Genomic DNA, 23,822 nt, shown 5'->3' on the forward strand with positions numbered 1-23,822 from the left:
CGACCGTCCGCACCTTCGCCACGCCCGGAAGGAGAAACCCATGGGACAGCGCACGCCTCTGTATGACCTGCATCTCGCCCTTGGCGCGAAAATGGTCGATTTTGGCGGTTGGGATATGCCTTTGCACTACGGCTCGCAGGTTGAGGAACACCATCAGGTGCGACGCGACTGCGGGGTGTTTGATGTATCCCATATGACCGTGATCGATATCAAAGGCCCCCAGGCCAAGGAATGGCTTCAGCATCTGCTGGCCAATGATGTTGACCGACTGCACGGCTGCGGCCGTGCGTTGTACAGCGCCATGCTCAACGAGCAGGGCGGCGTGGTGGACGACATGATCGTGTACCGCACCGAGACCGGTTACCGGCTGGTGGTCAACGCTGCCACCCGCGACCAGGACATGGCCTGGATGCAGGCCCGGCTCGGCAGCTTTCAGGCCCAGATCCACGAGCGGCCCGAATTGGCCATGCTCGCTATTCAGGGCCCCCATGCCCGGCAAAAGATCGCCGAACTGGTCACCCAATCACGCGCCACCTTGATTCACCAGCTCAAGCCCTTTGAAGGTTTTGCCGACGGCGACTGGTTTATTGCACGCACCGGTTATACCGGTGAAGACGGCCTGGAAATTGTCCTTCCGGCCAACCAGGCCCCGGCGTTTTTCAACGATCTGGTGGGCGCAGGTATTTCGCCCATCGGCCTCGGCGCCCGCGACACGCTGCGCCTTGAGGCCGGCATGAACCTCTACGGTCAGGATATTCATCAGGACGTTTCGCCCCTGGCAGCCAACATGGCCTGGAGCATCGCCTGGGAGCCGGCCGAGCGCGATTTCATCGGCCGCGCCGCCCTGGAAGCCGAAAAGGCTGCGGGCGTGAAGTCCAAGCTGGTCGGCCTGGTACTGGAGGAGCGCGGGGTTTTACGCGCTCATCAGGTGGTTCGTATCGCCAATGTTGGCGAAGGAGAGATCACCAGTGGTAGTTTCTCTCCTACGCTAAGCAAATCCATTGCCCTGGCGCGTGTGCCGTCGGCGACTGCTGACCGGGCCGAGGTGGAAATCCGCGGCAAGTGGTACCCGGTTCGGGTGGTCAAACCGACCTTCGTGCGTCATGGCAAAACATTGATTTAACTTTTCCGGCGGGCCAATGGCCGCTGACATTTTTTCTTGAGGACACAGACTATGAGCGATATCCCTGCCGACCTGCGTTTTGCCGAAAGTCACGAATGGGCCCGTCTGGAAGCTGACGGCACCGTGACCGTCGGGATCTCGGACCATGCCCAGGAAGCATTGGGGGATGTGGTGTTCGTCGAGTTGACCGAAGTCGGCAACGTATTTGAGGCGACTCAGCAGGCGGGTGTAGTTGAATCGGTTAAGGCCGCTTCAGATATCTACTCGCCAATTGCTGGCGAAGTGATCGCGGTGAACGACGCCTTGAGCGGCGAGCCAGAGCTGTTGAACTCCGACCCTTACGGCGCCTGGATCTTCAAGCTCAAGCCAAGCAACCCGGCTGAGCTGGACAAGCTGCTGGATGCTGCCGGTTACAAGGCTGCCATCGGCGAGTGATCCTGCTGCGGGAGCCGGCAATCGGCTCCCGCTAAGGTTTTATCAGCGCTTCAATACCGCTTTGACTGCCGCTACCGAACGCTCTACATCCGCCTTCGTCATCGCCGTGAACATCGGCAACGACACAATCAAGCGCCCCACTTTTTCCGCTACCGGAAACATGCCTTCCTTGAACCCCTGCGCCTTGTACAAGCTCAGCAGGTGGATCGGCGGGTAGTGATAGCCAATGCCGACGCCGTGGGCCTGCATCTGCTCCATGAACGTGGCGCGTGCCGGCAACCCGTCCTGGCGCTCCGGCAGTACCAGTTGGAACAGGTGCCAGTTGCTGTTTTCGAAGTCTGCCGGTGGCAATTGCGCGCCGTACTCTTCTTCAAAATCACTGCCGAAGCATTCGAAATAGTGCCGCGCCAGCTCCTGGCGATGGGCAGTGATCTTCTCGATATGGGCGAATTGGCCCAAGCCGATGGCCGCTGCGATGTCGGTCATGTTGAACTTGCCGCCGAGTACATCCACGTCCAGGCCGTCGAAGCCGGTGCGGGTCACGCCTTGCAGGCGATATTTTTCTGCCAGGCGCGCTTCTTCAGCGTTGTTCAACACCAGGCAGCCGCCTTCGGATGACGTGATGTTCTTGTTCGCCTGGAAGCTGAACGACACGAAATCGCCGGTAGCGCCAATGCGCTGGCCATCCCAGCTGGAGCCCAAGGCCTGGGCGGCGTCTTCGACGATGCGCAGGTTGTACTTGTTGGCCAGCGCGTAGAGCAATGGCATGTCCAGTGGCAGACCGGCCAGGTACACCGGGATGATCGCCTTGGTGCGCGGCGTGATCGCGGCTTCCACCTGGGCCAGGTCGATATTGCGGGTAACCGGGTCGATATCAGCGAACACTGGCGTGGCGCCGACTTCCAGAATCACGTTGGCCGTGGCGACCCACGAAATCGGGGTGGTGATGACTTCATCTCCAGGGCCGATTCCGGCGATGCGCAAGGCGATCTCCATGGTGCAGGTGCCCGAGTTGAAGGTGCGCACCGGGCGCCCGCCAAAGTATTCCGACAACTGCGCTTCGAACGCCTGCACTTTCGGCCCGCTGGTGATCCAGCCGGAGCGCAGTACGTCGCCCACCGCCGAGATAGTGGCTTCATCAATGGTGGGCTTGGAGAACGGCAGAAAGGGCAGTTGGCTCATGACGTTGAAGGCATCCGTTTCAGAAAGGCGCTGAGAAAAAAGCATATCAATGCCGCGCATGGTTGCACGGCTCGACTGAATATAGCCTGTCGCCTGTGAATGAATCGTCCCCCCTTAAACAAAAATGCCGCCTTGGGAGCGGCATTTTCAGCATCGGTGTCAGAAGGCGACGCGTGCCTCAAGAAACACATTCTGTTCCTTGAGCTTGCCTTTGAGCTGTTCGTCCAGGGCATTTATCCGGTTTGCGAACGTGTTGTAGCCGGTTTCGATCCTGCCCATGTCCACGTAACGCCAGCCGGTGCCCAGGGTCAGGGTTTTGCTGACCTTGGCATCCAGCCCCAGGCCCACGCTGTAGGCGAAGTTGTGTTGGCGATGGCTGGCGAAGCGACGGGTTTCGTTGGCCTGATAGCCATTGGCGTCAATTTGGGCCAGGCCCACCCCTGCCATGCCGTAGAACGACAGCCACTCGTTGATCGGGATATTTTTATAACCGTTGAGCATCAAGCGCTGGCTGTCGGTCTGCAGGCTGTTGACGTTGGCATTGAACGGTGCCCAACGGGATTTGTAGTTTGATTGGCTGGGCATGGTGTATTCACCTTCAACGCGCCAGCCATCAGCCAAGGCATAACCCACGGCAAATGAACCGGTGAATGTCTTGCTGTTGTCTGGCGCTTCTACCCGGTGGGTTACCCGTGGGCTGGTCAACAGGGAGCTTGAGAGATTCTGGCGGGCGCTGTTGAGCTTTGCCGACCCGTACCAACCTTCTGCCTGGGCGTAAGGGGTGACGATCGCGGCAAGCAGCAGGGCGCAGGAGAGTTTTTGCATGGTCATCGATTCACTTGATCTAAAAAGGGAGTCGATAGCTTGTTGCTGGGGGGACGGGCCGCTCGACAGGAGTTTTCCTGATCAAATCCTGAATCGTCAGCGTCGGGTGTAGGAAGGCGGGGCAAAAAAATGCCGCTCTCGAAGAGCGGCATTTTTTATGCGGCGGTATTACTCGGAAGCAATGGCGTTTTTCGCCAGGATAGCGTTGGCCAGGTCCATATCCGTGGCCTTGAGGCCAGGGTTATCAGCGCGCACCTTCTGCATCGCAGCTTCCAGGTACGGGCCACGGATGCTGCCGTCGCTGGCGACGAAGCTACCGGCGTCGTCCTGGGCGGCGACCACCATTTTGTGGTCCTTGAAGGTCAGGTACGTCGAGCCGGTGGTGGCACCCGATGAGATGACATTACGCCAGAAGCTGTCGGCCATGGCTGAACCGACAGGAAGGGAAAGCACAGCGAGGGTTGCGACAGCATATTTTAGACGCATGATGGGTGACTCCGACTGGGTTATCTGAACAGTTTGATTGTAGATAGCCCAGTCGAGTTCCATGGATGACTAAACAGTTTCAACCTGCAAAATCACGCCTTCCTGACCAGTGACACGTACGTGTGCCCCAACCGGCGCGTCAGGCCCGGATGCCATCCAGACACCGTCCCCAACCTTGATCTTGCCACGTCCCTCGATAATGGCCTGATGCACCACAAAGGTGCGGCCGATCAGCTCCGAACCGCGCATGTTCAGCCCTGGCTGGTCGCTGACTTTGGCGCTGCTACGTTGGCGTCGCCACCAGTACACCGCCGTCAGGATCGATAACACCGCGAACAGCAGCAGTTGCCATTCGAGGCCCAGGCTCGGGATCAGGAATTTGATCACGCCCACGGCTGCCGCGGCGATGCCCATCCACAGCAGATAACCGCCGGCACCGAACACTTCAAGGATCAACAGCACCGTGCCCAGTGCCAGCCAGTCCCAAAACGACAGGTGCTGCAGGAATTCCCACATGGCGCGTGCCTCAGGCTTTCTTGTTGTCGAAGGTTGCCTTGACGATCTCGCCGATACCACCGACGGCGCCAATCACCTGGCTGGCTTCCAGCGGCATCAGGATCACCTTGCTGTTGTTGGCCGAGGCCAGCTTGCCCAGTGCGTCGATGTATTTCTGGGCGACAAAGTAGTTGATGGCCTGCACGTTACCGGTGGCGATCGCCTCCGATACCACTTGAGTGGCGCGGGCTTCAGCTTCGGCCTGACGCTCACGGGCTTCGGATTCCAGGAACGCCGCCTGACGACCACCTTCGGCCTCAAGAATCTGCGCCTGCTTCTTGCCTTCGGCGGTCAGGATCGCGGAGGCTCGCAGGCCTTCGGCTTCGAGGATCTGTGCACGCTTGATCCGCTCGGCCTTCATCTGGCCGGACATGGCGGCCATCAGGTCGGCAGGCGGGCTGATGTCCTTGATCTCGATCCGGGTGATCTTGATGCCCCACGGTGCGGTGGCTTCGTCGACGGTGCGCAGCAGTTTTTCGTTGATGCCGTCACGCTGGCTGAGCATTGCATCCAGCTCCATGGAGCCGAGCACAGTACGGATGTTGGTTTGCAGCAGGTTGCGGATGGCGTGTTCGAGGTTGTTCACCTCGTAGGCGGCCTGGGCGGTATTGACCACCTGGAAGAAGCACACGGCGTCGATCTGCACCGTGGCGTTGTCGGCGGTGATGACTTCCTGGGGTGGAATATCCAGCACGCTTTCCATCACGTTGATCTTGCGACCGATACGGTCCATGACCGGGATAATGATGTTCAGGCCCGGCTTGAGGGTGTTGGTGTAGCGGCCGAAGCGCTCGACCGTCCACTGGTAACCCTGCGGAACGACCTTGAAGCCCATGAACAGTATGGCGACGGCCAAGCCTACAAAAAGAAGCAGTACGGTTCCGATCTGCATAACGATTCCTTGTCTGGTGTGGGCGGTAAAGCGAGGTTTTTCCGATTGTAACGGTGTTGTCACGGATAAGAACGGTTTACCGGCCCATCAATCAAAGGATTTGTTTCTGAATCCCCAGGCGTCACTCGCAGCACCTCTTCCATCGTCGTCAGCCCTGCCATTACCTTGCGCGTACCAGCAGACCGCAAGCTGCACATGCCTTGGTCAAGGGCCGCGCGGCGCAAGGCCTGGAGGTCGGTGCCCGGGGTGATAAGAGCCTTGAGGCGGTCGTTCATCAGCATGATCTCGTAGATCCCGGCCCGTCCTCGATAACCACTTTCCCGACATTCCCCACAACCCACGGCCTGATAGACCTGCCCGGCAGGCTGCTTGCAGTGCGGGCACAACAGACGCACCAGACGCTGGGCCATCACTCCCAGCAATGTCGCATTGATCAGGTAATGAGGAATGCCCAGTTCCAGCAAGCGACTGATGGCGCCGGGTGCATCGTTGGTGTGCAGCGTCGACAGCACCAGGTGCCCGGTCAGGGCGGCCTGGATCGCCATTTCTGCGGTTTCCAGGTCGCGAATCTCGCCGATCATGATGATGTCCGGATCCTGGCGCATCAGGGCACGGATGCCGCTGGCGAAGGTCAGGTCGATGTTGGGTTGGACCTGCATCTGGTTGAAGGCCGGCTCGACCATCTCGATCGGGTCTTCGACGGTGCACAGGTTGACCTCGCGGGTGGCCAGTTGCTTGAGCGTGGTGTAGAGGGTGCTGGTCTTGCCCGAACCGGTGGGCCCGGTGACCAGGATGATGCCGTTGGCCTGGACGGTCATGGATTGCCAGCGTTGCAGGTCGTCGTCGGAGAGCCCCAGTTGCTGGAAATCCTTGTGCAGCACCTGAGGATCGAAAATTCGCATCACCAGCTTTTCGCCGAAGGCCGTGGGCAAGGTCGACAGGCGCAGTTCCACTTCACCGCCCGCCGGGCTTTTGGTCTTCACCCGGCCGTCCTGGGGTTTGCGTTTTTCCGCCACGTTCATCCGCCCGAGACTTTTCAGGCGGCTGACCACTGCCATCGTCACTTGGGACGGGAATTGATAGACGTCGTGCAGCAGCCCATCAATGCGAAAACGCACGCGGCCCTGGTCGCGACCGGGTTCGATATGGATATCACTGGCCCGTTGGCCGAAGGCGTACTGCAACAGCCAGTCGACGATATTGACGATGTGCGCGTCATTGGCGTCGGGTTCCTGGTCGCTGGCGCCAATGTTGAGGAGTTGCTCGATGTTGGGAGCGCTGGACGTTTTTTGATCAATAGCGCCGTTGACCGATTTCGCCAGCCGATAAAACTCCACGGTGCAGCGTTGAATGTCCTCAGGGTTGGCCACCACGCGCTTGATGGAGCGTTTCAACACTTGGGCCAGGCCAGATTCCCAGCTGGTCACGTAGGGCTGGGCGCTGGCGACTGTAACGCTGCCGCCATCGACCGCCACCGCGAGGATCCTGTGCCGCTGGGCAAAGGCGTACGACATCAGCGGCACCACTGCGGCGACATCGATTTTCAACGGGTCGATACGCAGGTAAGCCTGCCCACAGTGACGGGCGAGCCATTCGGTCAGCATTTCCAGGGACGGCCCATGGCTGGCAATGCATTCCAGGGGATGCAGCTCGCTGTTCGCCGGAACGATCAGGTTGGCAGGCACCAGGCCCTGGTCGATCAGGGCAGGCAACAACTGATGGATTTCCAGCCAGCGATCCTGGGTGTTTGGCGCAACGGACATGATGACGTTCCTGGGCAACGGTTAGGCGTAGACCTCAGGCTAGTCACCCGTTGCGCTTCGGCTTCCGGGGTTTATTGCAGGCTTTTACTGACCGGCTGCCTTTACCGCCAGAGGCCGCGCAGTATCAGCCGGTTGCAGTTCCAGCGAGCACACACTGATCAGGTTACGAAGTTTTTCGCCGATCACTTGGGCCCGATGCCAGCTCAGGCCGTCCATCACGATATCGATCGCCAACAGGTCGTCTTCGCGCTGCACGTTCACCTGGCGAGGAACCAGGAACTGCAGGGCAAAATAGTTGAGCACCCTGCACAACACATCGGGTTCAGCCTCGGCGAGGATTTGATAGTGCGCCTGGCAGTGAGCATTGCTGACGGCCCAGGCATCGACGCGTGGGGCGGGGCTGGCGGATTCGACGACGTGCATGATGATTCTCCGGATTCGACTGGAGAAATTTTTACATGCGGCGCAGGAGATTTCTTATCTAAAAAAGCCCGTATTGGCTTATAAGAGAATCATTCAATTCCGTAAAGTACGATTAATGGGTATTTCTATGCACAGTGAGTTGGACGTGTACGACCGGCGCATCCTGGCGCTGTTGCAGGAAGACGCTTCGCTCTCCAGCGCGCAGATTGCCGAGCAGGTCGGCCTGTCGCAGTCGCCGTGCTGGCGCAGGATTCAGCGGCTGAAAGAGGAGGGTGTGATCCGCGGCCAGGTCACCCTGCTGGACCGCAAAAAAATCGGCCTCAACACGCAGATCTTTGCCGAGGTGAAACTCAACGCCCACGGACGTTCCAACTTCACTGAATTCACCGAGGCGATTCGCGGTTTTCCGGAAGTGTTGGAATGTTATGTGCTGATGGGGGCGGTGGACTTTTTACTGCGTATCGTCACGTCGGACATTGAAGCGTATGAGCGGTTTTTCTTCGAAAAACTCTCGATGGTGCCGGGGATTCAGGAGGTCAACTCGATAGTGGCCTTGTCGGAGATCAAGTCCACCACGAGTTTGCCGGTGTTGCGCTGATAGTTGTCATGGCCTGATTTTAGTGGCGAGGGAGCGTGATCCCAGGATTAGGGGCTGCTACGCAGCCCAGCGGGAGCAAGCTCCCTCGCCACAAGGGGTTTACAGGCGCAGCAGGGTCTTCCAGGCGCGATTCTGATACACCGCGATTGCTTGATGCATCCGCGCATCCAGCGACTCATCGGTAATCGGCTGGTTGGCCAGGTGCGCCAGCTTGTTCAGCTCGCCATACAAACGGTCCAGCTCGGCGATATCCAGCACTTGGCGTGCATGGTGCAGCCAGGCCAGGATGCGTTCGATACGCGGCAGTTGCTCGGCCAGGTCTTCCGGCTGTTGCTGGTAGCGCGGCAGTTGCAGGGCGACGGCGTCGTCGGCCAGCAGGCGCGGCAGCCAATTGGCGAGCTGTGCAGCGCCCTGGCGATTGCCACGCACGTTGCGCTCCGCTGCCCAGGTACGGGCCAGCAGCCAGCGGGAAGTGGTCAGCGAGAAGAGGCCCCAGCGCACGTCTTCCAGTTCTTCAGCGAACTGTTCTGGCGCGGCCTTGCGGATGTCTTCATCGTCGTCACCCGCCTGGACCAGCGGGCGCCAGTCTTCCAGCAAGGCGTCCAGTGCGGCGCGCAGTTCGCTGGTGGATTGGCGTGGCGCGGCCTGGCCGAGGCTGCCGAGCAGGGCACGCAGTTCGCCGAGGTTTTCTACCCAGTCTTGCAGCAGACGCCAGTGGCCATTGAAACGGTATTGCTCGGCCAGGCGCTGGCTGCTGCCCAACAGGTGCCACATGACGGCGGCAAACGCGTCGTCCAGCGGCATTTCAGCGTGCAGCACCGGCGTTGGCAAGCTCAGGGAATAGCTGTTGGCGTCGAACAGGCGATAGCCACGCTCAGCCTTGCTGATATCGCACGGCATCAGGGCCAGGGTTGCGGCCAGTTCAGCGGCCAGCTCCAGCAGGGCGGCCGGGTCGCCTTCGCGCAGTTCCAGTTCCAGTTCGCAGATTTCTTCTTTCTGCTTGCCGGCGACCACGTGGCCGAGGTCCAGGGCGGCTTCGATCACCACCTTGGCCTTGCCGCGGCCCCAGGCAATTTCGGCGCGTTCGCGGACGAAATCGGTGGTGAAGATCGGCTTGAGGGTCTTTTTGTCCAGCTCGGCCAGTTGCTCTGGCCAGCATTCGCCGTCGAGCTTCTTCACGTCGAGCTTGGCTTTGGCCAGGTCCCAGTTGTACTCATTGCGTTCCGACAAGCCGGCAACGCTCTGGCCACGGGTCTTGAGGGTCTGGATCACTTCGTCGCCGTCTTTGCGCAGGCGCAGGGCCACTTTGGCCTGGGCCAGGTCGCGTTCCGGGGTGTCGAAGTACTGGTTCATCAACTCACGGCGTTCCCAGCCACTTTTGTTGCGTTTTTTCAGTAACGGGTGCTCACGCAGCGCGGCGAGGGTTTCGCGGCTGACGCGGAGCTTGATTTCGGTTTCTTTCTGCATGGCCGGAAAATCCAGGATCGGGAGCGCAGCCGGGGAAATGAGTGGCTGCCAAGGCCGTGCAGTGTACAGGACTGAGCCCGGCAACGCGCCGCAACGGTTTATTGTGTCGTGCAGATGGCTCTATGATGGGGTTCATCCGGGAAGTTGAGAGACCGCGCATGCCTTTACCGTCCATGAAAGAACAATTCGCCGCGCTGATTGCCGCGCCTTCGGTCAGTTGTACCCAGGCTTCTCTCGACCAATCCAACCGCCCGGTGATCGATTTGCTCGCCACCTGGCTGGGGGACTTGGGCTTTGCCTGCGATATCCAGCAGGTCAGCCCCGGCAAATTCAATCTGCTGGCCAGTTTCGGCACGGGCCCCGGCGGCCTGGTGTTGGCGGGGCACAGCGACACCGTGCCGTACGACGGCGCGCTATGGCAGACCGATCCGCTGAAGCTGACGGAAGTCGACGGCCGCTGGGTAGGACTGGGCAGCTGTGACATGAAAGGTTTTTTCGCCCTGGTGATCGAAGCCGTCCAGCCGTTGCTGGACCAACCCTTCAAGCAACCGCTGCTGATCCTTGCCACCTGCGATGAAGAAAGCTCCATGGCCGGCGCCCGTGCGCTGGCCGAGGCGGGCCGTCCTTTAGGTCGCGCGGCGGTGATCGGCGAGCCGACTGGCCTCAAACCCATCCGCCTGCACAAAGGCGTGATGATGGAGCGCATCGATATTCTTGGGCGCAGCGGCCATTCGTCGGATCCAAGCCTGGGCCACAGCGCGCTCGAAGCCATGCACGACGCCATCGGCGAGCTGCGTGGCCTGCGCCTTGCCTGGCAGCGCGAATACCGCAACCCGCAGTTCAGTGTGCCGCAACCGACCATGAACTTCGGCTGCATTCACGGCGGCGATAACCCCAACCGCATTTGCGGCCAATGCTCCCTGGAATTCGACCTGCGGCCCTTGCCCGGCATGGATCCCCAAGTGCTGCGCGCGGCCATCCGGCAGAAGCTTGAACCCCTGGCCGAGCGGCATAAGGTGAAGATCGACTACGCGCCGTTGTTCCCCGAAGTACCGCCGTTCGAGCAGGCCGAGGATGCCGAGTTGGTGCGGGTGGCTGAACGACTTACCGGTCATCGCGCCGAAGCAGTAGCGTTCGGCACCGAAGCGCCTTATCTTCAGCGCCTTGGTTGCGAGACCCTGGTGCTCGGCCCTGGTGATATCGCCTGCGCCCACCAGCCCGGCGAGTACCTTGAAATGTCACGCTTGACGCCTACAGTGCGTCTATTGCGGGAACTGATTCAACATTACTGCCTGACACCTGCATAAATTAACCCCTGCCCATCCGTACATAGAAGGAGAGCGAGCGTGTCGCCAAGCCTGTTCCGACGATAACCAACAGCCCGCTGTGCGTTTTCATGATTCATCCCTTTTTGGCTGCTTTTTATTACAGGCCCAGGTTTATGCCCGAATACGTCAATTGGCTTCGTCACGCTTCGCCTTACATCAATGCCCACCGCGACTGCACCTTTGTGGTCATGCTGCCGGGCGATGGTGTGGAACATCCGAACTTCGGCAATATCGTCCACGACCTGGTGCTGCTCCACAGCCTGGGCGTGCGTCTGGTGCTGGTCCACGGTTCACGTCCGCAAATCGAAACCCGCCTCGCCGCCCGCGGCCTGACCCCGGCTTACCACGAAGGCTTGCGCATCACCGATGCCGCGACGCTTGAGTGTGTGATCGACGCCGTCGGCCATCTGCGTATCGCCATCGAAGCGCGGCTGTCCATGGACATGGCCTCCTCGCCGATGCAAGGCTCGCGCCTGCGGGTGGCCAGCGGCAACCTGGTGACCGCGCGCCCGATCGGTGTGCTCGAAGGCGTCGACTATCACCACACCGGCGAAGTGCGCCGCGTCGACCGCAAGGGTATCAACCGCCTGCTGGACGAGCGTTCCATCGTGCTGCTGTCGCCGTTGGGTTACTCGCCCACCGGTGAAATCTTCAACCTCGCCTGCGAAGACGTCGCCACCCGCGCCGCCATCGACCTTGGCGCTGACAAGCTGCTGTTGTTCGGCGCCGACCTCGGCCTGATCGACGAACACGGCCGGCTGGTGCGTGAGCTGCGGCCGCAACAGGTGCCCGCGCACTTGCAACGCCTGGGCAACAACTACCAGGCCGAACTGTTGGACGCGGCAGCCGAGGCGTGCCGTGGCGGCGTAGGCCGCAGCCATATTGTCAGTTATGCCGAAGACGGTGCCTTGCTGACCGAGCTGTTCACCCGGGACGGCGGCGGTACGCTGGTGGCCCAGGAACAGTTCGAGTTGGTACGCGAAGCGGCGATTGAAGACGTCGGCGGTTTGCTGGACCTGATCAGCCCGCTGGAAGAACAGGGGATTCTGGTACGTCGTTCCCGGGAAGTGCTGGAGCGGGAAATCGAGCAGTTCAGCGTGGTGGAACGTGAAGGCATGATCATCGCCTGTGCGGCGCTGTATCAGATCGCCGACTCGGACGCAGGCGAGCTGGCGTGCCTGGCCGTGAACCCGGAGTACCGTCATGGCGGTCGCGGTGATGAGCTGCTGGAGCGCATCGAGACCCGTGCCCGGGCCCAGGGTTTGAAGACGTTGTTCGTGCTGACCACCCGTACGGCCCACTGGTTTCGCGAGCGTGGTTTTGTACCGAGTACGGTCGACCGCCTGCCGTCGGCGCGGGCGTCGTTGTACAACTATCAGCGTAATTCGAAGATTTTCGAAAAGGCGTTGTAAGCCTGAAGAGGCGAGGGGGCAATCCTCTCGCCTGTCACTTTGGCGAGTCTTGCATCCGGGCCGGGTGCAATGATGCCACTCGCCGGGTTTGCAGAATTATCCACACAACTGACATCAAAGTGACATTATCGCCAGGTACGGTGAGGTGCATTAGCGGGACGGCAGAAAAGTTTCATCGATACAAAAACTGTAACAAATTGACGGAATGATGTGCGTTTGGCCATGATGGCGTCGCGTTTTTGATCGTGAGTGACGTATGACCCCATCTGGTCAACACAAAACGATCTAAAAAAACGTAGAGACATACTCTTCAGGAACAACCTTATGGAGCGGTACTGCCTCAATGGCTTGACTGCCCCATGGAAAGCCTTATTCCTGAATCGTATGAAAAAGAATGAAACAATTCTTTTTGGGTGTATGAAAAACTCATTACCCTGCAGGGACCAAATCAACTGCGGTTAGACGAAAGTAGTAGACACACAAGGTTACGATTGACTTGTCAGTCACTATCCGGCGCTAATCGCGCATCTGTGGATCAAGGGCGTCAGACCCGAGACCTAAGAAATACAAAAATTAGAAATGAGAGGAGCGGTACATGAAGAAGTCAACATTGGCGTTGGCCGTAGCTTTGGGGGCAATCGCTCAACAAGCAGGCGCCGCAGGTTTTATCGACGACAGCAAGGTCACTCTTGGCCTGCGCAACTTTTATATCAATACCGACAACCGTGATGGCGTTCCTTCGAGAACGTCCAACACCCGCAGCAAAAACGCTGAATGGGGCCAAGGCTTCGACCTGCGCTTCATCTCCGGCTTTACCCAGGGCACTGTAGGCTTCGGTCTTGACGCCATCGGCCTGTACGGCGTGCGTCTGGATTCCAGCCGTGAAAACCACGGTAACTACACCGGTACTGCTTCCGGCGGCACCGTGTTCCCAAGTGATGGCAACAAGGCGGTCAACGATTTCGCCAGCCTGGGCGTGACCGGTAAGGTCAAGATCTCCCAGACCGTGCTGAAGATCGGTACCCTGCAGCCGAACAACCCGGTCATCAAGACCAACGACGGTCGTCTGCTGCCACAAACCTTCCAGGGCGGCGAGATCTCTTCGAACGAGATCAAGGACCTGACCCTGACTGCCGGTCAGATCGAGCACTCCAAAGGTCGTAACTCCAGCAACAACGAAGGTTTGTCGCTGGCAGGCGCCAACGGCAGCTCGAACTATGACGCAGGTAACTTCGTCAACAAGTTCTACTACGCCGGTGCTGACTACAAAATCACCAAAGACCTGACCGCTTCGTACTACTACGGCGAGCTGAAGGACTTTTATGCTCAGAACTTCCTGGGCTTGGTCCACAACTGGGCGATCGGTCCAGGCACTCTGAAAAGTGACCTGCGTTACTACCGCAGCCGCGACAACGGTGCCAACGGTGACACTGCCGGTTACTACACCACCGGTTTCTACGGCAACACGACTACCAAAGGTAAAGTCGACAACGACCTGTACAGCTACCTGGCGTTGTACTCGGTTGCTGGTCACACCTTTGGTGCTGGTTACCAGTACACCAAGGGCGACAGCGACTTCCCTTGGTTGAACCAAGGTGACGGCTCGTCGAACAGCACCACTACCGACATGCAAATCCAGAAGTTCGCCCGTGCTGGCGAGCGTACCTGGCAAGCCCGCTACGCGTATGACTTCGCCAAGGTTGGCGTACCTGGCCTGACAGCCGGTGTGATCTACCTGCGTGGCAGCAACATCGACACTGCCGTCGGTGAAAAGACCGAGTGGGAGCGTGACTTGACGCTGGCCTACGTTATTCCAGAAGGTCCGCTGAAAAACCTGGGCGTCGCCTGGAAGAACGCCATGTGGCGTACCGACCTGGCCAGCACTCGCGACCAGGACGAAAACCGCCTGATCGTCAGCTATAGCTACGCGTTCAAGTAAGAGCGTAAAACCTTGCCCGGCGCAATGCCGGGCAGGGTGCTTTACTTTTCAAGTCGGGCTCAACCCCCGCAAGCCCGTCCTGAACCCCTCTTTGTACAGCGTCTCAAGGCCTTCTCGAACCTTGAAATGGATGTTGATCCTCGCCTGTCGCCAAGTCCAATGAACAGATTTTTAATATTCTTTTATCGTCTAGATAAATCGATATTTATTCTTTTTAAATAATCCACAACGCAGGCACAGTGGGCTCCATAAGCACTCATCAGGAGCCACACCATGAGCCTCAGACTGGGCGACATCGCCCCCGACTTTGAACAGGATTCCAGCGCCGGCAAGATTCGTTTCCACGAGTGGCTGGGCGATAGCTGGGGCGTGCTGTTTTCCCATCCGGCGGACTTCACCCCGGTGTGCACCACAGAGCTGGGTTTTACCGCCAAGCTCAAGGATGAATTCGCCAAGCGCGGCGTCAAGGCCATTGCCCTGTCGGTGGACCCGGTGGATTCCCACCACAAGTGGATCGAAGACATCAACGAAACCCAGAACACCATCGTCAACTTCCCGATCCTGGCCGACGCAGACCGCAAGGTCTCCGACCTGTATGACCTGATCCACCCGAATGCCAGTGACACCCTCACCGTGCGTTCGCTGTTCGTGATCGATCCGAACAAAAAGATTCGCCTGACCATCACCTACCCAGCCAGTACCGGGCGCAACTTCCACGAAATCCTGCGGGTGATTGACTCGCTGCAACTGACCGACAGCCACAAAGTCGCCACCCCGGCCAACTGGCAGGACGGTGACGAGGTGGTGATCGTGCCGTCGCTCAAGGACGAAGAAGAGATCAAGAAGCGCTTTCCGAAGGGTTACCGGGCGGTGAAGCCGTACCTGCGGCTCACCCCTCAACCGAATCGCTGACACAGAACCAAATGTGGGAGCGGGCTTGCTCGCGAACGCGCACTGTCAGTTGACGCCTCTTTGAATGACACACCGCTTTCGCGAGCAAGCCCGCTCCCACACTTGATCGCAATTCAAGTCTCACAAAGCAGGGGTTTTAAGGCCGTTTCGACGGCCTTTTTTTACGCCTGGAATTTAGTCAGCGGTATATGCATTTAAAGAATAAACAAATGAAAAAATAAGATTTATAGATATATAAATTGGCTGATATGGTCTGTCCCATCTTGGCGCCATCGCCACAAAGCGAACCGCCGACACTTTCCAAAGGAATTGCCTACATGCTGGTCGTAACACTTGGTGGTAGCCCCAGCCAACGTTCCCGGTCCGGGATCTTGCTGGATCACTCCCGAAACTGGTTGCAGCAACAAGGCGTGGAAGTGGTGAGTTATCAGATACGGGACTTCCCGGCCGAAGACTTGCTGCACGCGCGGTTCGACAGCCCGAAAATCATCGACCTGCTGCAGCAAGTGGCAAATGCCGATGGCTTGGTGATTGCCACGCCGGTGTACAAGGCTTCGTTTTCCGGTGCGCTGAAAACCATCCTTGACCTGCTGCCCGAACGCGCCCTGGCCCACAAAGTGGTATTGCCGATGGCCACCGGCGGCAGCATCGCCCACATGCTCGCGGTGGACTACGCGCTGAAGCCAGTGCTGTCGGCCCTGAAAGCCCAGGAATTGCTTCACGGGATTTTCGCCGAAGACAGCCAGATCGCTTACGGCGAAGGCAGTGCCCAGGCGCAGTTGGTGCCGGTGCTGGAACAACGTTTGAGTGAGGCCCTGGAGCAGTTCTACAGCGCCATGGCCCGCCGCCCGAAACCCCTTGATCCCAATGTGTTGAATGAACGTCTGTTGAGTGCTCGCTGGAGCATTTAAGCCTTACCGAGCTTTACCTGAATTCGACAAGTACTACTCACCTTACTCAGCCGTCAACGGCCAAGCAGGTGCAGCCAACCCCCTCATCGTATAGTTGGAGAGAGCGCCATGCGCACTGTCATCTTGCGTCGTGGACTGGTCGCACTGTTTGCTGCGGCTGTGTCGTTCGGCGCCATTGTTCAAGCCCAAGCCGCCGAAACCCTGCGGATCGGCTATCAGAAATACGGCACCCTGGTGCTGCTCAAGGCCAAGGGCTCGCTGGAAAAGCGCCTGGCCGAGCAGGGCGTGCAAGTGCAATGGACGGAGTTCCCCGGCGGCCCGCAACTGCTGGAAGGACTGAACGTCGGCTCCATCGATTTCGGAGTGACGGGTGAAACCCCGCCAGTGTTCGCCCAGGCTGCCGGTGCCGATCTGCTCTACGTCGCCTACGAACCACCAGCGCCGACCAGCGAAGCGATCCTGGTACCGAAAGACTCGCCGATCAAATCGGTGCAAGACCTCAAGGGCAAGAAAGTCGTCCTCAATAAGGGCTCCAACGTGCACTACCTGCTGGTGCGTGCCCTGGAAGATGCCGGCCTGAAATACACCGACGTGCAGACCGTATTCCTGCCGCCCGCCGATGCCCGCGCCGCGTTCGAGCGTGGCAGCGTCGATGCCTGGGTGATCTGGGACCCGTACCAGGCAGCCGCCGAAAAACAACTGCAAGCGCGCACCCTGCGTGACGGCACCGGCATCGCTGACAACCATCAGTTCTACCTGGCCACCAAGCCTTACGCCGAAAAACACCCTGATGTGATCAAGGCATTGGTGGAGGAAGTGCGCGCCGTGGGCGAATGGTCCAAGGCCAATCCGGAGCAAGTCACCGAACAAGTTGCACCGCTGCTGGGCTTGCCGGCCGACATCACCCTCACCTCGGTGAAACGCCAGGGCTACGGCGCGCTGTTCCTGACCCCGGAAGTGGTCGCCGCGCAGCAGAAAATTGCCGACAGCTTCTACCAACTCAAATTGATCCCCAAACCCTTGAACATCAAGGACGTGATCTGGACGCCACCCGCCGCCGTTGCCAAAGCGCCGTAATCCGACTTCTTCAGGAGACAACTCCATGAGCCTCAATATTTTCTGGTTCCTGCCTACCCACGGCGACGGCCATTACCTTGGCACCGCCGAAGGCGCTCGCGCCGTTGATCACGGTTACCTGCAGCAAGTGGCCCAGGCGGCCGACCGCCTTGGCTTCGGCGGGGTGCTGATCCCTACCGGCCGTTCCTGCGAGGATTCGTGGTTGGTGGCGGCGTCGCTGATCCCGGTGACCCAACGTTTGAAATTCCTTGTCGCGCTGCGCCCCGGGATCATTTCCCCGACGGTGGCTGCGCGTCAGGCGGCAACTCTGGATCGTCTGTCCGGCGGCCGTGCGTTGTTCAACCTGGTGACCGGCGGTGACCCGGAAGAATTGGCCGGCGACGGGTTGTTCCTGAGTCATGAAGAGCGGTATCAGGCGTCGGTGGAATTCACCCGCATCTGGCGCCGCGTGCTGGAAGGCGAAACCGTCGATTACGATGGTCAGCACATCAGCGTCAAAGGCGCGAAGTTGCTCTATCCGCCGATCCAGCAACCGCGTCCGCCGCTGTATTTCGGGGGTTCCTCCGAAGCGGCGCAGGATCTGGCAGCTGAACAAGTGGAAATGGTCCTGACCTGGGGCGAGCCGCCGGCCGCGGTGGCGGAAAAGATTGCACAGGTTCGCGCCAAGGCCGCCAAGCTCGGGCGTACCCTGCGCTTCGGCATTCGCCTGCATGTGATCGTACGTGAAACCAACGCCGAAGCCTGGCAGGCCGCCGACAAACTGATCTCCCACGTGGACGATGAAACCATCGCCCGCGCCCAGGCCTCATTGTCGCGCTTCGATTCCGTAGGCCAGCAGCGTATGGCTGCCTTGCACGGCGGTAGCCGCGACAACCTGGAAGTCAGCCCCAACCTGTGGGCCGGCGTAGGACTGGTGCGCGGCGGTGCCGGCACTGCCTTGGTAGGTGATGGCCCGACCGTAGCTGCACGGGTGAAGGAATACGCTGACCTGGGCATCGACACCTTTATCTTCTCCGGTTATCCACACCTGGAAGAGTCGTACCGCGTGGCCGAGTTGCTGTTCCCGCATTTGGACATCGAACGTCCCGAGCTGCCGAAAGGTGCCGGCTACGTCAGCCCGTTCGGCGAAATGGTCGCCAACGACATTCTCCCCAAAGCTGCGTCCCAGAGCTGAGGCGCCGCCATGAATCTTGAAAAGTTAAGTCATCGATTGGCGCCCTGGGCGCTGCCGATTCTGTTGCTGGCGGTATGGCAGTTGTCCGTTTCGGCAGGTTGGTTGTCGACGCGGATTCTGCCGGCACCCAGCGCGGTGATCGAAGCGGGCGTCAGCCTGGTGCGCAGCGGCGAAATCTGGACCCACCTGGCCATCAGCGGCTGGCGCGCGGGCCTGGGTTTTGTGATCGGCGGCGGCATCGGCCTGGCCCTGGGCTTTATCACCGGCCTGTCGACCTGGGGTGAACGCCTGCTGGACAGCTCGGTGCAGATGATCCGCAACGTGCCGCACCTGGCGCTGATCCCACTGGTGATCCTGTGGTTCGGGATTGACGAGACCGCGAAGATATTCCTGGTCGCCCTCGGCACGCTGTTCCCGATCTACCTCAACACCTACCACGGCATCCGCAACGTCGACCCGGCGCTGGTGGAAATGGCCCGCAGTTATGGCCTGTCCGGTTTCAGCCTGTTTCGCCAGGTGATTTTGCCGGGCGCCTTGCCTTCGATTCTGGTCGGCGTGCGCTTCGCGTTGGGCTTTATGTGGCTGACGTTGATCGTCGCGGAAACTATCTCCGCCAGTTCCGGCATCGGCTATCTGGCGATGAACGCCCGGGAATTCCTGCAAACCGACGTAGTGGTACTGGCGATCGTGCTGTACGCGGTACTCGGCAAGCTGGCAGACCTGGCGGCGCGCGGTCTGGAGCGTGTCTGGCTGCGCTGGCACCCGGCTTATCAAGTGAATAAAGGAGGTGCGGCATGACTGCTCAACAACCTCCACGCCTGCTGCGGGGCATTCCCCTGGCAGTGCGCAAGTTGCGCAAGGCTTTCGGCGCGCGGGAAGTGCTGAAGGCAATCGACCTGCACATTCCTGCCGGTCAATTTGTTGCGGTCGTGGGCCGCAGTGGCTGCGGCAAAAGTACCTTGCTGCGCCTGCTGGCCGGCCTGGACAAAGCCAGCGGCGGCGAATTGCTCGCCGGCTCCGCACCGCTGAGCGAGGCGATTGAAGACACGCGCTTGATGTTCCAGGAAGCGCGCCTGCTGCCGTGGAAAAAGATCATCGACAACGTGGGCCTGGGCCTCAAGGGCAACTGGCGTCCGCAGGCGTTGGAAGCGCTGGAAGCGGTCGGCCTGGCCGAGCGCGCGAATGAGTGGCCGGCGGCGTTGTCCGGTGGCCAGAAGCAACGCGTGGCCCTGGCCCGCGCCTTGATCCACCAGCCACGCCTGTTGCTGCTGGACGAACCGCTGGGGGCCCTGGATGCCCTGACCCGGATCGAGATGCAGCAACTGATCGAGAACCTCTGGCAGAAACACGGCTTCACCGTGTTGCTGGTGACCCACGACGTCAGCGAAGCCGTGGCCATTGCCGACCGGGTGATCCTGATCGAAGACGGCGAAATCGGCCTCGACCTGCACGTGGAACTCCCACGCCCGCGGGTGCGCGGCTCCCACCGCCTGGCGGCGCTGGAAACCGAAGTGCTTAACCGTGTGTTGTCGCTGCCCGGCACCCCGCCGGAACCCGAACCTGTTTCACCGCTGCCTACGCAATTGCGTTGGGCTCAATAACTCACTTGTCTTACACAGGAAGAACGACCATGACTATTAAAGCCATCAACGTGCGTAACCAGTTCAAAGGCACCATCAAGGAAATCGTCGAAGGCGACGTGCTGTCGGAAATCGACGTGCAGACCGCATCCGGCATCGTCACTTCGGTGATCACCACGCGCTCGGTGAAAGAGCTCGAGCTGGTGATTGGCAGCGAAGTGATTGCCTTCGTCAAATCCACCGAGGTATCGATCGCCAAGCTGTGATCGATGGTTCGCCCAAAACCCCGAAGGTGAAAGCTTGTCGGGGTTTTTGTCGTTCTTGAGATAGCTTTCGCGAGCAAGCCCGCTCCCACATTCGACCGCATTCCAAAGTTAAAACTCGGTCAAATGTGGGAGCGGGCTTGCTCGCGAAGAGGCCCGGACAGGCAACAAAAAATCAGAGCGCAGCCACCCGCTTGGGCAAGAACGCCGGCAGATAAAGCCCCACATACGCGTCAAACACCCGCATGCCTTCCTCGGCCATGCGCGGGGTGATTTGCCCGTGCTGATGCACCGAGCGCGCGTAGACGCGGTCGCTCAGTTCCAGGGCCAGGGCAAACACGTCGACATCGGCGGGCAGGCTCGGCACCTCGAAGTGCCGGTTGAACACTTCATGCATCAGGTTTCCCAGCTCCAAATCGTGCTGGCGGTCGGCCTGTGTCACTTCGGTCAGCCCGTGCTGGGCCAGGATCAATTGCCGGGCGGCGGCGTCGTTGCTGTAGATGATGAGCATGCGCTGCTCCACCACGCAGGACAGATCGCGCCAATGCTTGAGTGAGTCGTGATCGATTGGCGCCTGAATGGCCGCGCGGAAGGCTGCATGGACGTCAGCGGTCAGCGCCTCCAGCAAGGCAGGCACGCTGGCGAAGAAGTGGTACACCGATGACGGTGGAATCTGCGCCCGCTCGGCCACGCTGTAGATCGACAGGCTGGCCACGCCTTCGGCGGCCAGCAAGGTGCGGGCGGCGTCGAGGATCGCGTCGATCCGGGCCTGGCTGCGGGCGCGGGGTTTGCGAGGGGTGGCAGGGCGATTCATTGAAGTCTCCTACAGGGCAGCGGGCATTGTACGAGAGACAGCCTGTGATCCATACCATGTAGGAGCGAGCTTGCTCGCGATGGTCGTAAACGATGACGCGGGCATCCTGAATCAACGCGGCGACCTCAGGTTTTTCGCGAGCAAGCTCGCTCCTACAAACAGGCATAAAAAAACGCCGCAAGCCAAAAGCCTGCGGCGTTCCTTCAATCAAGCAACCGCTTACACGGTATGCAGGTACCAGTTGTACTCAAGGTCGGAGATGGAGTGTTCGAACTCTTCCAGCTCACTTTCCTTACAGGCGACAAAGATATCGATGTATTTAGGATCGATGTACTTGGCCATCACCTCGCTGTCGTCCAACTCGCGCAGGGCATCACGCAGGTTGTTCGGCAGACTCTGTTCGTTCTGCTCGTAGCTGTTGCCTTCCACGGGTGCGCCAGGCTCGATCTTGTTGGTCAGGCCGTGATGCACGCCCGCCAGGACCGAAGCCATCAGCAGGTAAGGGTTGGCGTCGGCGCCGGCCACACGGTGTTCGATACGTACGGCGTCGGACGAGCCGGTCGGTACGCGAATCGCTACGGTGCGGTTATCCAGGCCCCAGCACGGCGAGTTCGGCACGTAGAACTGTGCGCCGAAACGACGGTAGGAGTTGACGTTAGGGCACAGGAACGCCATTTGGGCGGGTAGGGTCTCCAGCACACCGCCGATCGCGTGACGCAATGCGGCGTTCTGCTCGGGATCCTCGCTGGCAAAGATGTTCTTGCCGTCCTTGTCCAGGATCGAAATGTGTACGTGTAAGCCGTTGCCTGCCTGGCCCGGGTAAGGCTTGGCCATGAAGGTGGTGTCCATCTCATGGTCGTAGGCGATGTTCTTGATCAAGCGCTTGAGCAGTACCGCGTAGTCGCAGGCCTTTATAGGGTCGGCAACGTGGTGCAGGTTCACTTCGAACTGCGCCGGGGCACTTTCCTTGACGATGGCGTCGGCAGGGATGCCTTGCTCTTTTGCACCTTCCAGAATGTCCTGGAGGCAGTCGACGTATTCGTCGAGGTCGTCGATCAGGTAGACCTGTGTCGAGTGCGGGCGTTTGCCGGAGATCGGCGAGCGGGGCGGTTGTGGCCGGCCATTCACGTTCTCCTGGTCAATCAGGTAGAACTCCAGCTCGAATGCGGCGCAGATGGTCAGACCGAGGTCGTCAAATTTGCTTACAACTTGGCGGAGTACTTCGCGAGGATCGGCGAAGAAAGGTTCACCTTCGAGTTCGTGCATGGTCATCAGCAATTGCGCGGTTGGGCGCTTTTGCCAGGGCTCATTGCACAGGGTGTCGGGGATTGGATAACAGATTCGGTCAGCATCACCGATGTCCAGACCCAGGCCGGTGCTTTCCACCGTTGAGCCATTGATATCCAGGGCAAATAGAGAGGCAGGCAGGTTAATGCCCTTCTCGTAAACCTTGTGGAGGCTGGTGCGTTCGATGCGCTTGCCGCGCACCACACCATTCATATCCGCAATTAGAAGGTCTACGTACAGAACCTCAGGATGATCCTTAAGGAACGCGTTCGCTTCGTTAAGCTGAACGGCACGCGGGGGTACCGACATGATGCAACACCTTTGTTGTTAAAAATATCAATCATTGATCTCTTCGGGTTTCAGTCAACCCGAACGGCATGCCGAAGTCAAGCGAGGCCTTTTTTGCCCTAAAAAAGCGCCTTGAGGGCTTTTTTGGGGCTTTTTGGGGCGGTTTTTTGGGATTGGTGCTCTTGGAACCAGCACGTTTGAGCGGGCCGTGTTGTATTTTTTACGGGGGTGTTGTGTAAAAAAATGAACAAGGCTAAGCTCGATTCAAACCCATAACAGCAATAATACCGGGGTGCTTCATGTCTCGCCTGCCGTTAATCGGCGTCACCGCCTGCTCCAAACAGGTCGGTCTGCATGCTTATCATATCAGTGGCGACAAATACGTCCGTGCAGTGGCCACCGCTGCCAAGGGCTTGCCATTGATTATTCCGTCCCTGGCGGATGTGCTCGACCCGGCCAATATTTTTGACGGTCTGGACGGCATTCTCTTTACCGGCTCACCTTCCAATATCGAACCCTTTCATTACGACGGTCCGGCCAGCGCGCCCGGGACTGCTCATGATTCTGCACGGGACCAAACCACGCTACCGCTGCTGCGTGCCGCGATTGCGGCAGGCGTTCCGGTGCTGGGGATTTGCCGTGGCTTCCAGGAAATGAACGTGGCGTTTGGCGGCAGCCTGCACCAGAAGGTTCACGAAGTGCCGGGCATGATGGATCACCGCGAAGACGACACCCAGCCGCTGGACATCCAGTATGGCCCGGCGCACGCAGTGGCCATCTCCCCGAATGGGGTATTGGCAAGCCTGGGCTTGCCGTCGACGATCCAGGTCAACTCGATTCATTCACAGGGCATCGATCGCCTTGCGCCGGGTTTTCAGGTCGAGGCCACCGCGCCGGACGGCCTGATCGAAGGCTTTTCGGTTCCCGCGGGCAAGGCTTTTGCTTTAGGAGTGCAATGGCACCCCGAATGGCAGGTAAGCTCTAACCCGCACTACCTCGCAATCTTCCAGGCATTTGGCAATGCTTGTCGAAAGCGGGTGATGCAACGCGACGCGGATGCTGCGTCAACTTACGCCTGACCTTTAATG

24 protein-coding genes and 1 pseudogene are annotated in these 23,822 nt (G+C 59.5%); 15 read left to right on the top strand and 10 right to left on the bottom strand.

Going from position 1 to position 23,822, the window contains the following annotated elements:
* Positions 1-40: 40 nt before the first annotated feature.
* Positions 41-1,123, top strand: coding sequence for a glycine cleavage system aminomethyltransferase GcvT (gcvT, locus tag HBJ59_RS15530; protein WP_076013071.1), 1,083 nt, complete (start codon positions 41-43; stop codon positions 1,121-1,123).
* A gap of 51 nt (positions 1,124-1,174) precedes the next feature.
* Positions 1,175-1,558 carry a glycine cleavage system protein GcvH gene (gene gcvH, locus HBJ59_RS15535; RefSeq protein WP_017476603.1) on the top strand — a complete coding sequence of 128 codons (384 nt, stop codon included), beginning with the start codon at positions 1,175-1,177 and terminating at the stop codon, positions 1,556-1,558.
* 42 nt (positions 1,559-1,600) lie between these two features.
* Here gcvH and HBJ59_RS15540 read toward each other — a convergent pair whose 3' ends face one another.
* The 7 genes from HBJ59_RS15540 to HBJ59_RS15570 form a co-directional block, all read right to left on the bottom strand.
* Positions 1,601-2,740 carry a DegT/DnrJ/EryC1/StrS aminotransferase family protein gene (locus tag HBJ59_RS15540; protein ID WP_167664048.1) on the bottom strand — a complete coding sequence of 380 codons (1,140 nt, stop codon included), beginning with the start codon at positions 2,738-2,740 and terminating at the stop codon, positions 1,601-1,603.
* Between the two features lie 159 nt (positions 2,741-2,899).
* Positions 2,900-3,571 (bottom strand): outer membrane protein, encoded by a 672-nt coding sequence (locus HBJ59_RS15545; RefSeq protein ID WP_076013070.1) that lies wholly within the window; start codon positions 3,569-3,571, stop codon positions 2,900-2,902.
* A 162-nt stretch (positions 3,572-3,733) separates the two neighbouring features.
* On the bottom strand, positions 3,734-4,051 hold the full coding sequence (locus HBJ59_RS15550) for a DUF2388 domain-containing protein (protein WP_010167882.1): 318 nt from the start codon (positions 4,049-4,051) through the stop codon (positions 3,734-3,736).
* A 69-nt stretch (positions 4,052-4,120) separates the two neighbouring features.
* Positions 4,121-4,567 carry an NfeD family protein gene (locus HBJ59_RS15555; protein ID WP_167664049.1) on the bottom strand — a complete coding sequence of 149 codons (447 nt, stop codon included), beginning with the start codon at positions 4,565-4,567 and terminating at the stop codon, positions 4,121-4,123.
* Between the two features lie 10 nt (positions 4,568-4,577).
* Positions 4,578-5,498 carry an SPFH domain-containing protein gene (locus HBJ59_RS15560; RefSeq protein WP_003213925.1) on the bottom strand — a complete coding sequence of 307 codons (921 nt, stop codon included), beginning with the start codon at positions 5,496-5,498 and terminating at the stop codon, positions 4,578-4,580.
* 59 nt (positions 5,499-5,557) lie between these two features.
* On the bottom strand, positions 5,558-7,261 hold the full coding sequence (locus HBJ59_RS15565; protein WP_167664050.1) for a GspE/PulE family protein: 1,704 nt from the start codon (positions 7,259-7,261) through the stop codon (positions 5,558-5,560).
* Between the two features lie 84 nt (positions 7,262-7,345).
* Positions 7,346-7,684, bottom strand: a complete 339-nt coding sequence (locus tag HBJ59_RS15570; protein WP_076013067.1) for a hypothetical protein — start codon at positions 7,682-7,684, stop codon at positions 7,346-7,348.
* A 127-nt stretch (positions 7,685-7,811) separates the two neighbouring features.
* Between HBJ59_RS15570 and HBJ59_RS15575 the strand changes: the two genes are divergently transcribed.
* Complete coding sequence (locus HBJ59_RS15575) at positions 7,812-8,282, top strand: Lrp/AsnC family transcriptional regulator (RefSeq protein ID WP_010167872.1); 471 nt, start codon at positions 7,812-7,814, stop codon at positions 8,280-8,282.
* Positions 8,283-8,381: 99 nt separating this feature from the next.
* Here the strand turns inward: HBJ59_RS15575 and HBJ59_RS15580 are convergent, their stop codons facing one another.
* Positions 8,382-9,749 carry an inorganic triphosphatase gene (locus HBJ59_RS15580; RefSeq protein WP_167664051.1) on the bottom strand — a complete coding sequence of 456 codons (1,368 nt, stop codon included), beginning with the start codon at positions 9,747-9,749 and terminating at the stop codon, positions 8,382-8,384.
* A gap of 158 nt (positions 9,750-9,907) precedes the next feature.
* Between HBJ59_RS15580 and argE the strand changes: the two genes are divergently transcribed.
* The 10 genes from argE (at position 9,908) to HBJ59_RS15630 (ending at position 20,348) form a co-directional block, all read left to right on the top strand.
* On the top strand, positions 9,908-11,056 hold the full coding sequence (argE, locus tag HBJ59_RS15585; protein WP_076013065.1) for an acetylornithine deacetylase: 1,149 nt from the start codon (positions 9,908-9,910) through the stop codon (positions 11,054-11,056).
* A 134-nt stretch (positions 11,057-11,190) separates the two neighbouring features.
* Positions 11,191-12,489, top strand: coding sequence for an amino-acid N-acetyltransferase (gene argA, locus HBJ59_RS15590; protein WP_003213914.1), 1,299 nt, complete (start codon positions 11,191-11,193; stop codon positions 12,487-12,489).
* A 595-nt stretch (positions 12,490-13,084) separates the two neighbouring features.
* Entirely contained in the window at positions 13,085-14,428 is a 1,344-nt protein-coding gene (locus HBJ59_RS15595; RefSeq protein ID WP_076013064.1) for an OprD family porin, read from the top strand.
* A gap of 273 nt (positions 14,429-14,701) precedes the next feature.
* Positions 14,702-15,340, top strand: coding sequence for a peroxiredoxin (locus HBJ59_RS15600; protein WP_010167863.1), 639 nt, complete (start codon positions 14,702-14,704; stop codon positions 15,338-15,340).
* 317 nt (positions 15,341-15,657) lie between these two features.
* Positions 15,658-16,251, top strand: coding sequence for an NADPH-dependent FMN reductase (gene ssuE / locus HBJ59_RS15605; RefSeq protein ID WP_076013062.1), 594 nt, complete (start codon positions 15,658-15,660; stop codon positions 16,249-16,251).
* 108 nt (positions 16,252-16,359) lie between these two features.
* Entirely contained in the window at positions 16,360-17,328 is a 969-nt protein-coding gene (locus tag HBJ59_RS15610) for a sulfonate ABC transporter substrate-binding protein (RefSeq protein ID WP_076013061.1), read from the top strand.
* A 25-nt stretch (positions 17,329-17,353) separates the two neighbouring features.
* On the top strand, positions 17,354-18,502 hold the full coding sequence (ssuD, locus tag HBJ59_RS15615) for an FMNH2-dependent alkanesulfonate monooxygenase (RefSeq protein ID WP_076013060.1): 1,149 nt from the start codon (positions 17,354-17,356) through the stop codon (positions 18,500-18,502).
* Positions 18,503-18,511: 9 nt separating this feature from the next.
* Complete coding sequence (gene ssuC / locus HBJ59_RS15620) at positions 18,512-19,300, top strand: aliphatic sulfonate ABC transporter permease SsuC (RefSeq protein WP_167664052.1); 789 nt, start codon at positions 18,512-18,514, stop codon at positions 19,298-19,300.
* Positions 19,297-20,103, top strand: coding sequence for an aliphatic sulfonates ABC transporter ATP-binding protein (gene ssuB, locus HBJ59_RS15625; protein WP_076013058.1), 807 nt, complete (start codon positions 19,297-19,299; stop codon positions 20,101-20,103). The genes ssuC and ssuB overlap by 4 nt, the downstream gene beginning before the upstream one ends.
* Positions 20,104-20,132: 29 nt before the next feature.
* Positions 20,133-20,348, top strand: a complete 216-nt coding sequence (locus HBJ59_RS15630) for a molybdopterin-binding protein (protein ID WP_003213899.1) — start codon at positions 20,133-20,135, stop codon at positions 20,346-20,348.
* A gap of 172 nt (positions 20,349-20,520) precedes the next feature.
* Here HBJ59_RS15630 and HBJ59_RS15635 read toward each other — a convergent pair whose 3' ends face one another.
* Entirely contained in the window at positions 20,521-21,159 is a 639-nt protein-coding gene (locus HBJ59_RS15635) for a TetR/AcrR family transcriptional regulator (RefSeq protein ID WP_076013057.1), read from the bottom strand.
* Between the two features lie 79 nt (positions 21,160-21,238).
* Between HBJ59_RS15635 and HBJ59_RS31535 the strand changes: the two are divergent.
* Positions 21,239-21,316 (top strand): annotated as a pseudogene (locus HBJ59_RS31535) (outer membrane lipoprotein carrier protein LolA); the annotation flags it as partial.
* A 62-nt stretch (positions 21,317-21,378) separates the two neighbouring features.
* Here HBJ59_RS31535 and HBJ59_RS15640 read toward each other — a convergent pair.
* Entirely contained in the window at positions 21,379-22,755 is a 1,377-nt protein-coding gene (locus tag HBJ59_RS15640; protein WP_003213894.1) for a glutamine synthetase family protein, read from the bottom strand.
* Positions 22,756-23,033: 278 nt separating this feature from the next.
* On the opposite strand from HBJ59_RS15640, the gene HBJ59_RS15645 reads away from it, so the two are divergent.
* On the top strand, positions 23,034-23,813 hold the full coding sequence (locus HBJ59_RS15645; protein ID WP_167664053.1) for a gamma-glutamyl-gamma-aminobutyrate hydrolase family protein: 780 nt from the start codon (positions 23,034-23,036) through the stop codon (positions 23,811-23,813).
* The last annotated feature ends 9 nt before the right edge of the window (positions 23,814-23,822 follow it).

Source organism: Pseudomonas sp. AN3A02, assembly GCF_011765255.1.
Classification (GTDB): domain Bacteria; phylum Pseudomonadota; class Gammaproteobacteria; order Pseudomonadales; family Pseudomonadaceae; genus Aquipseudomonas.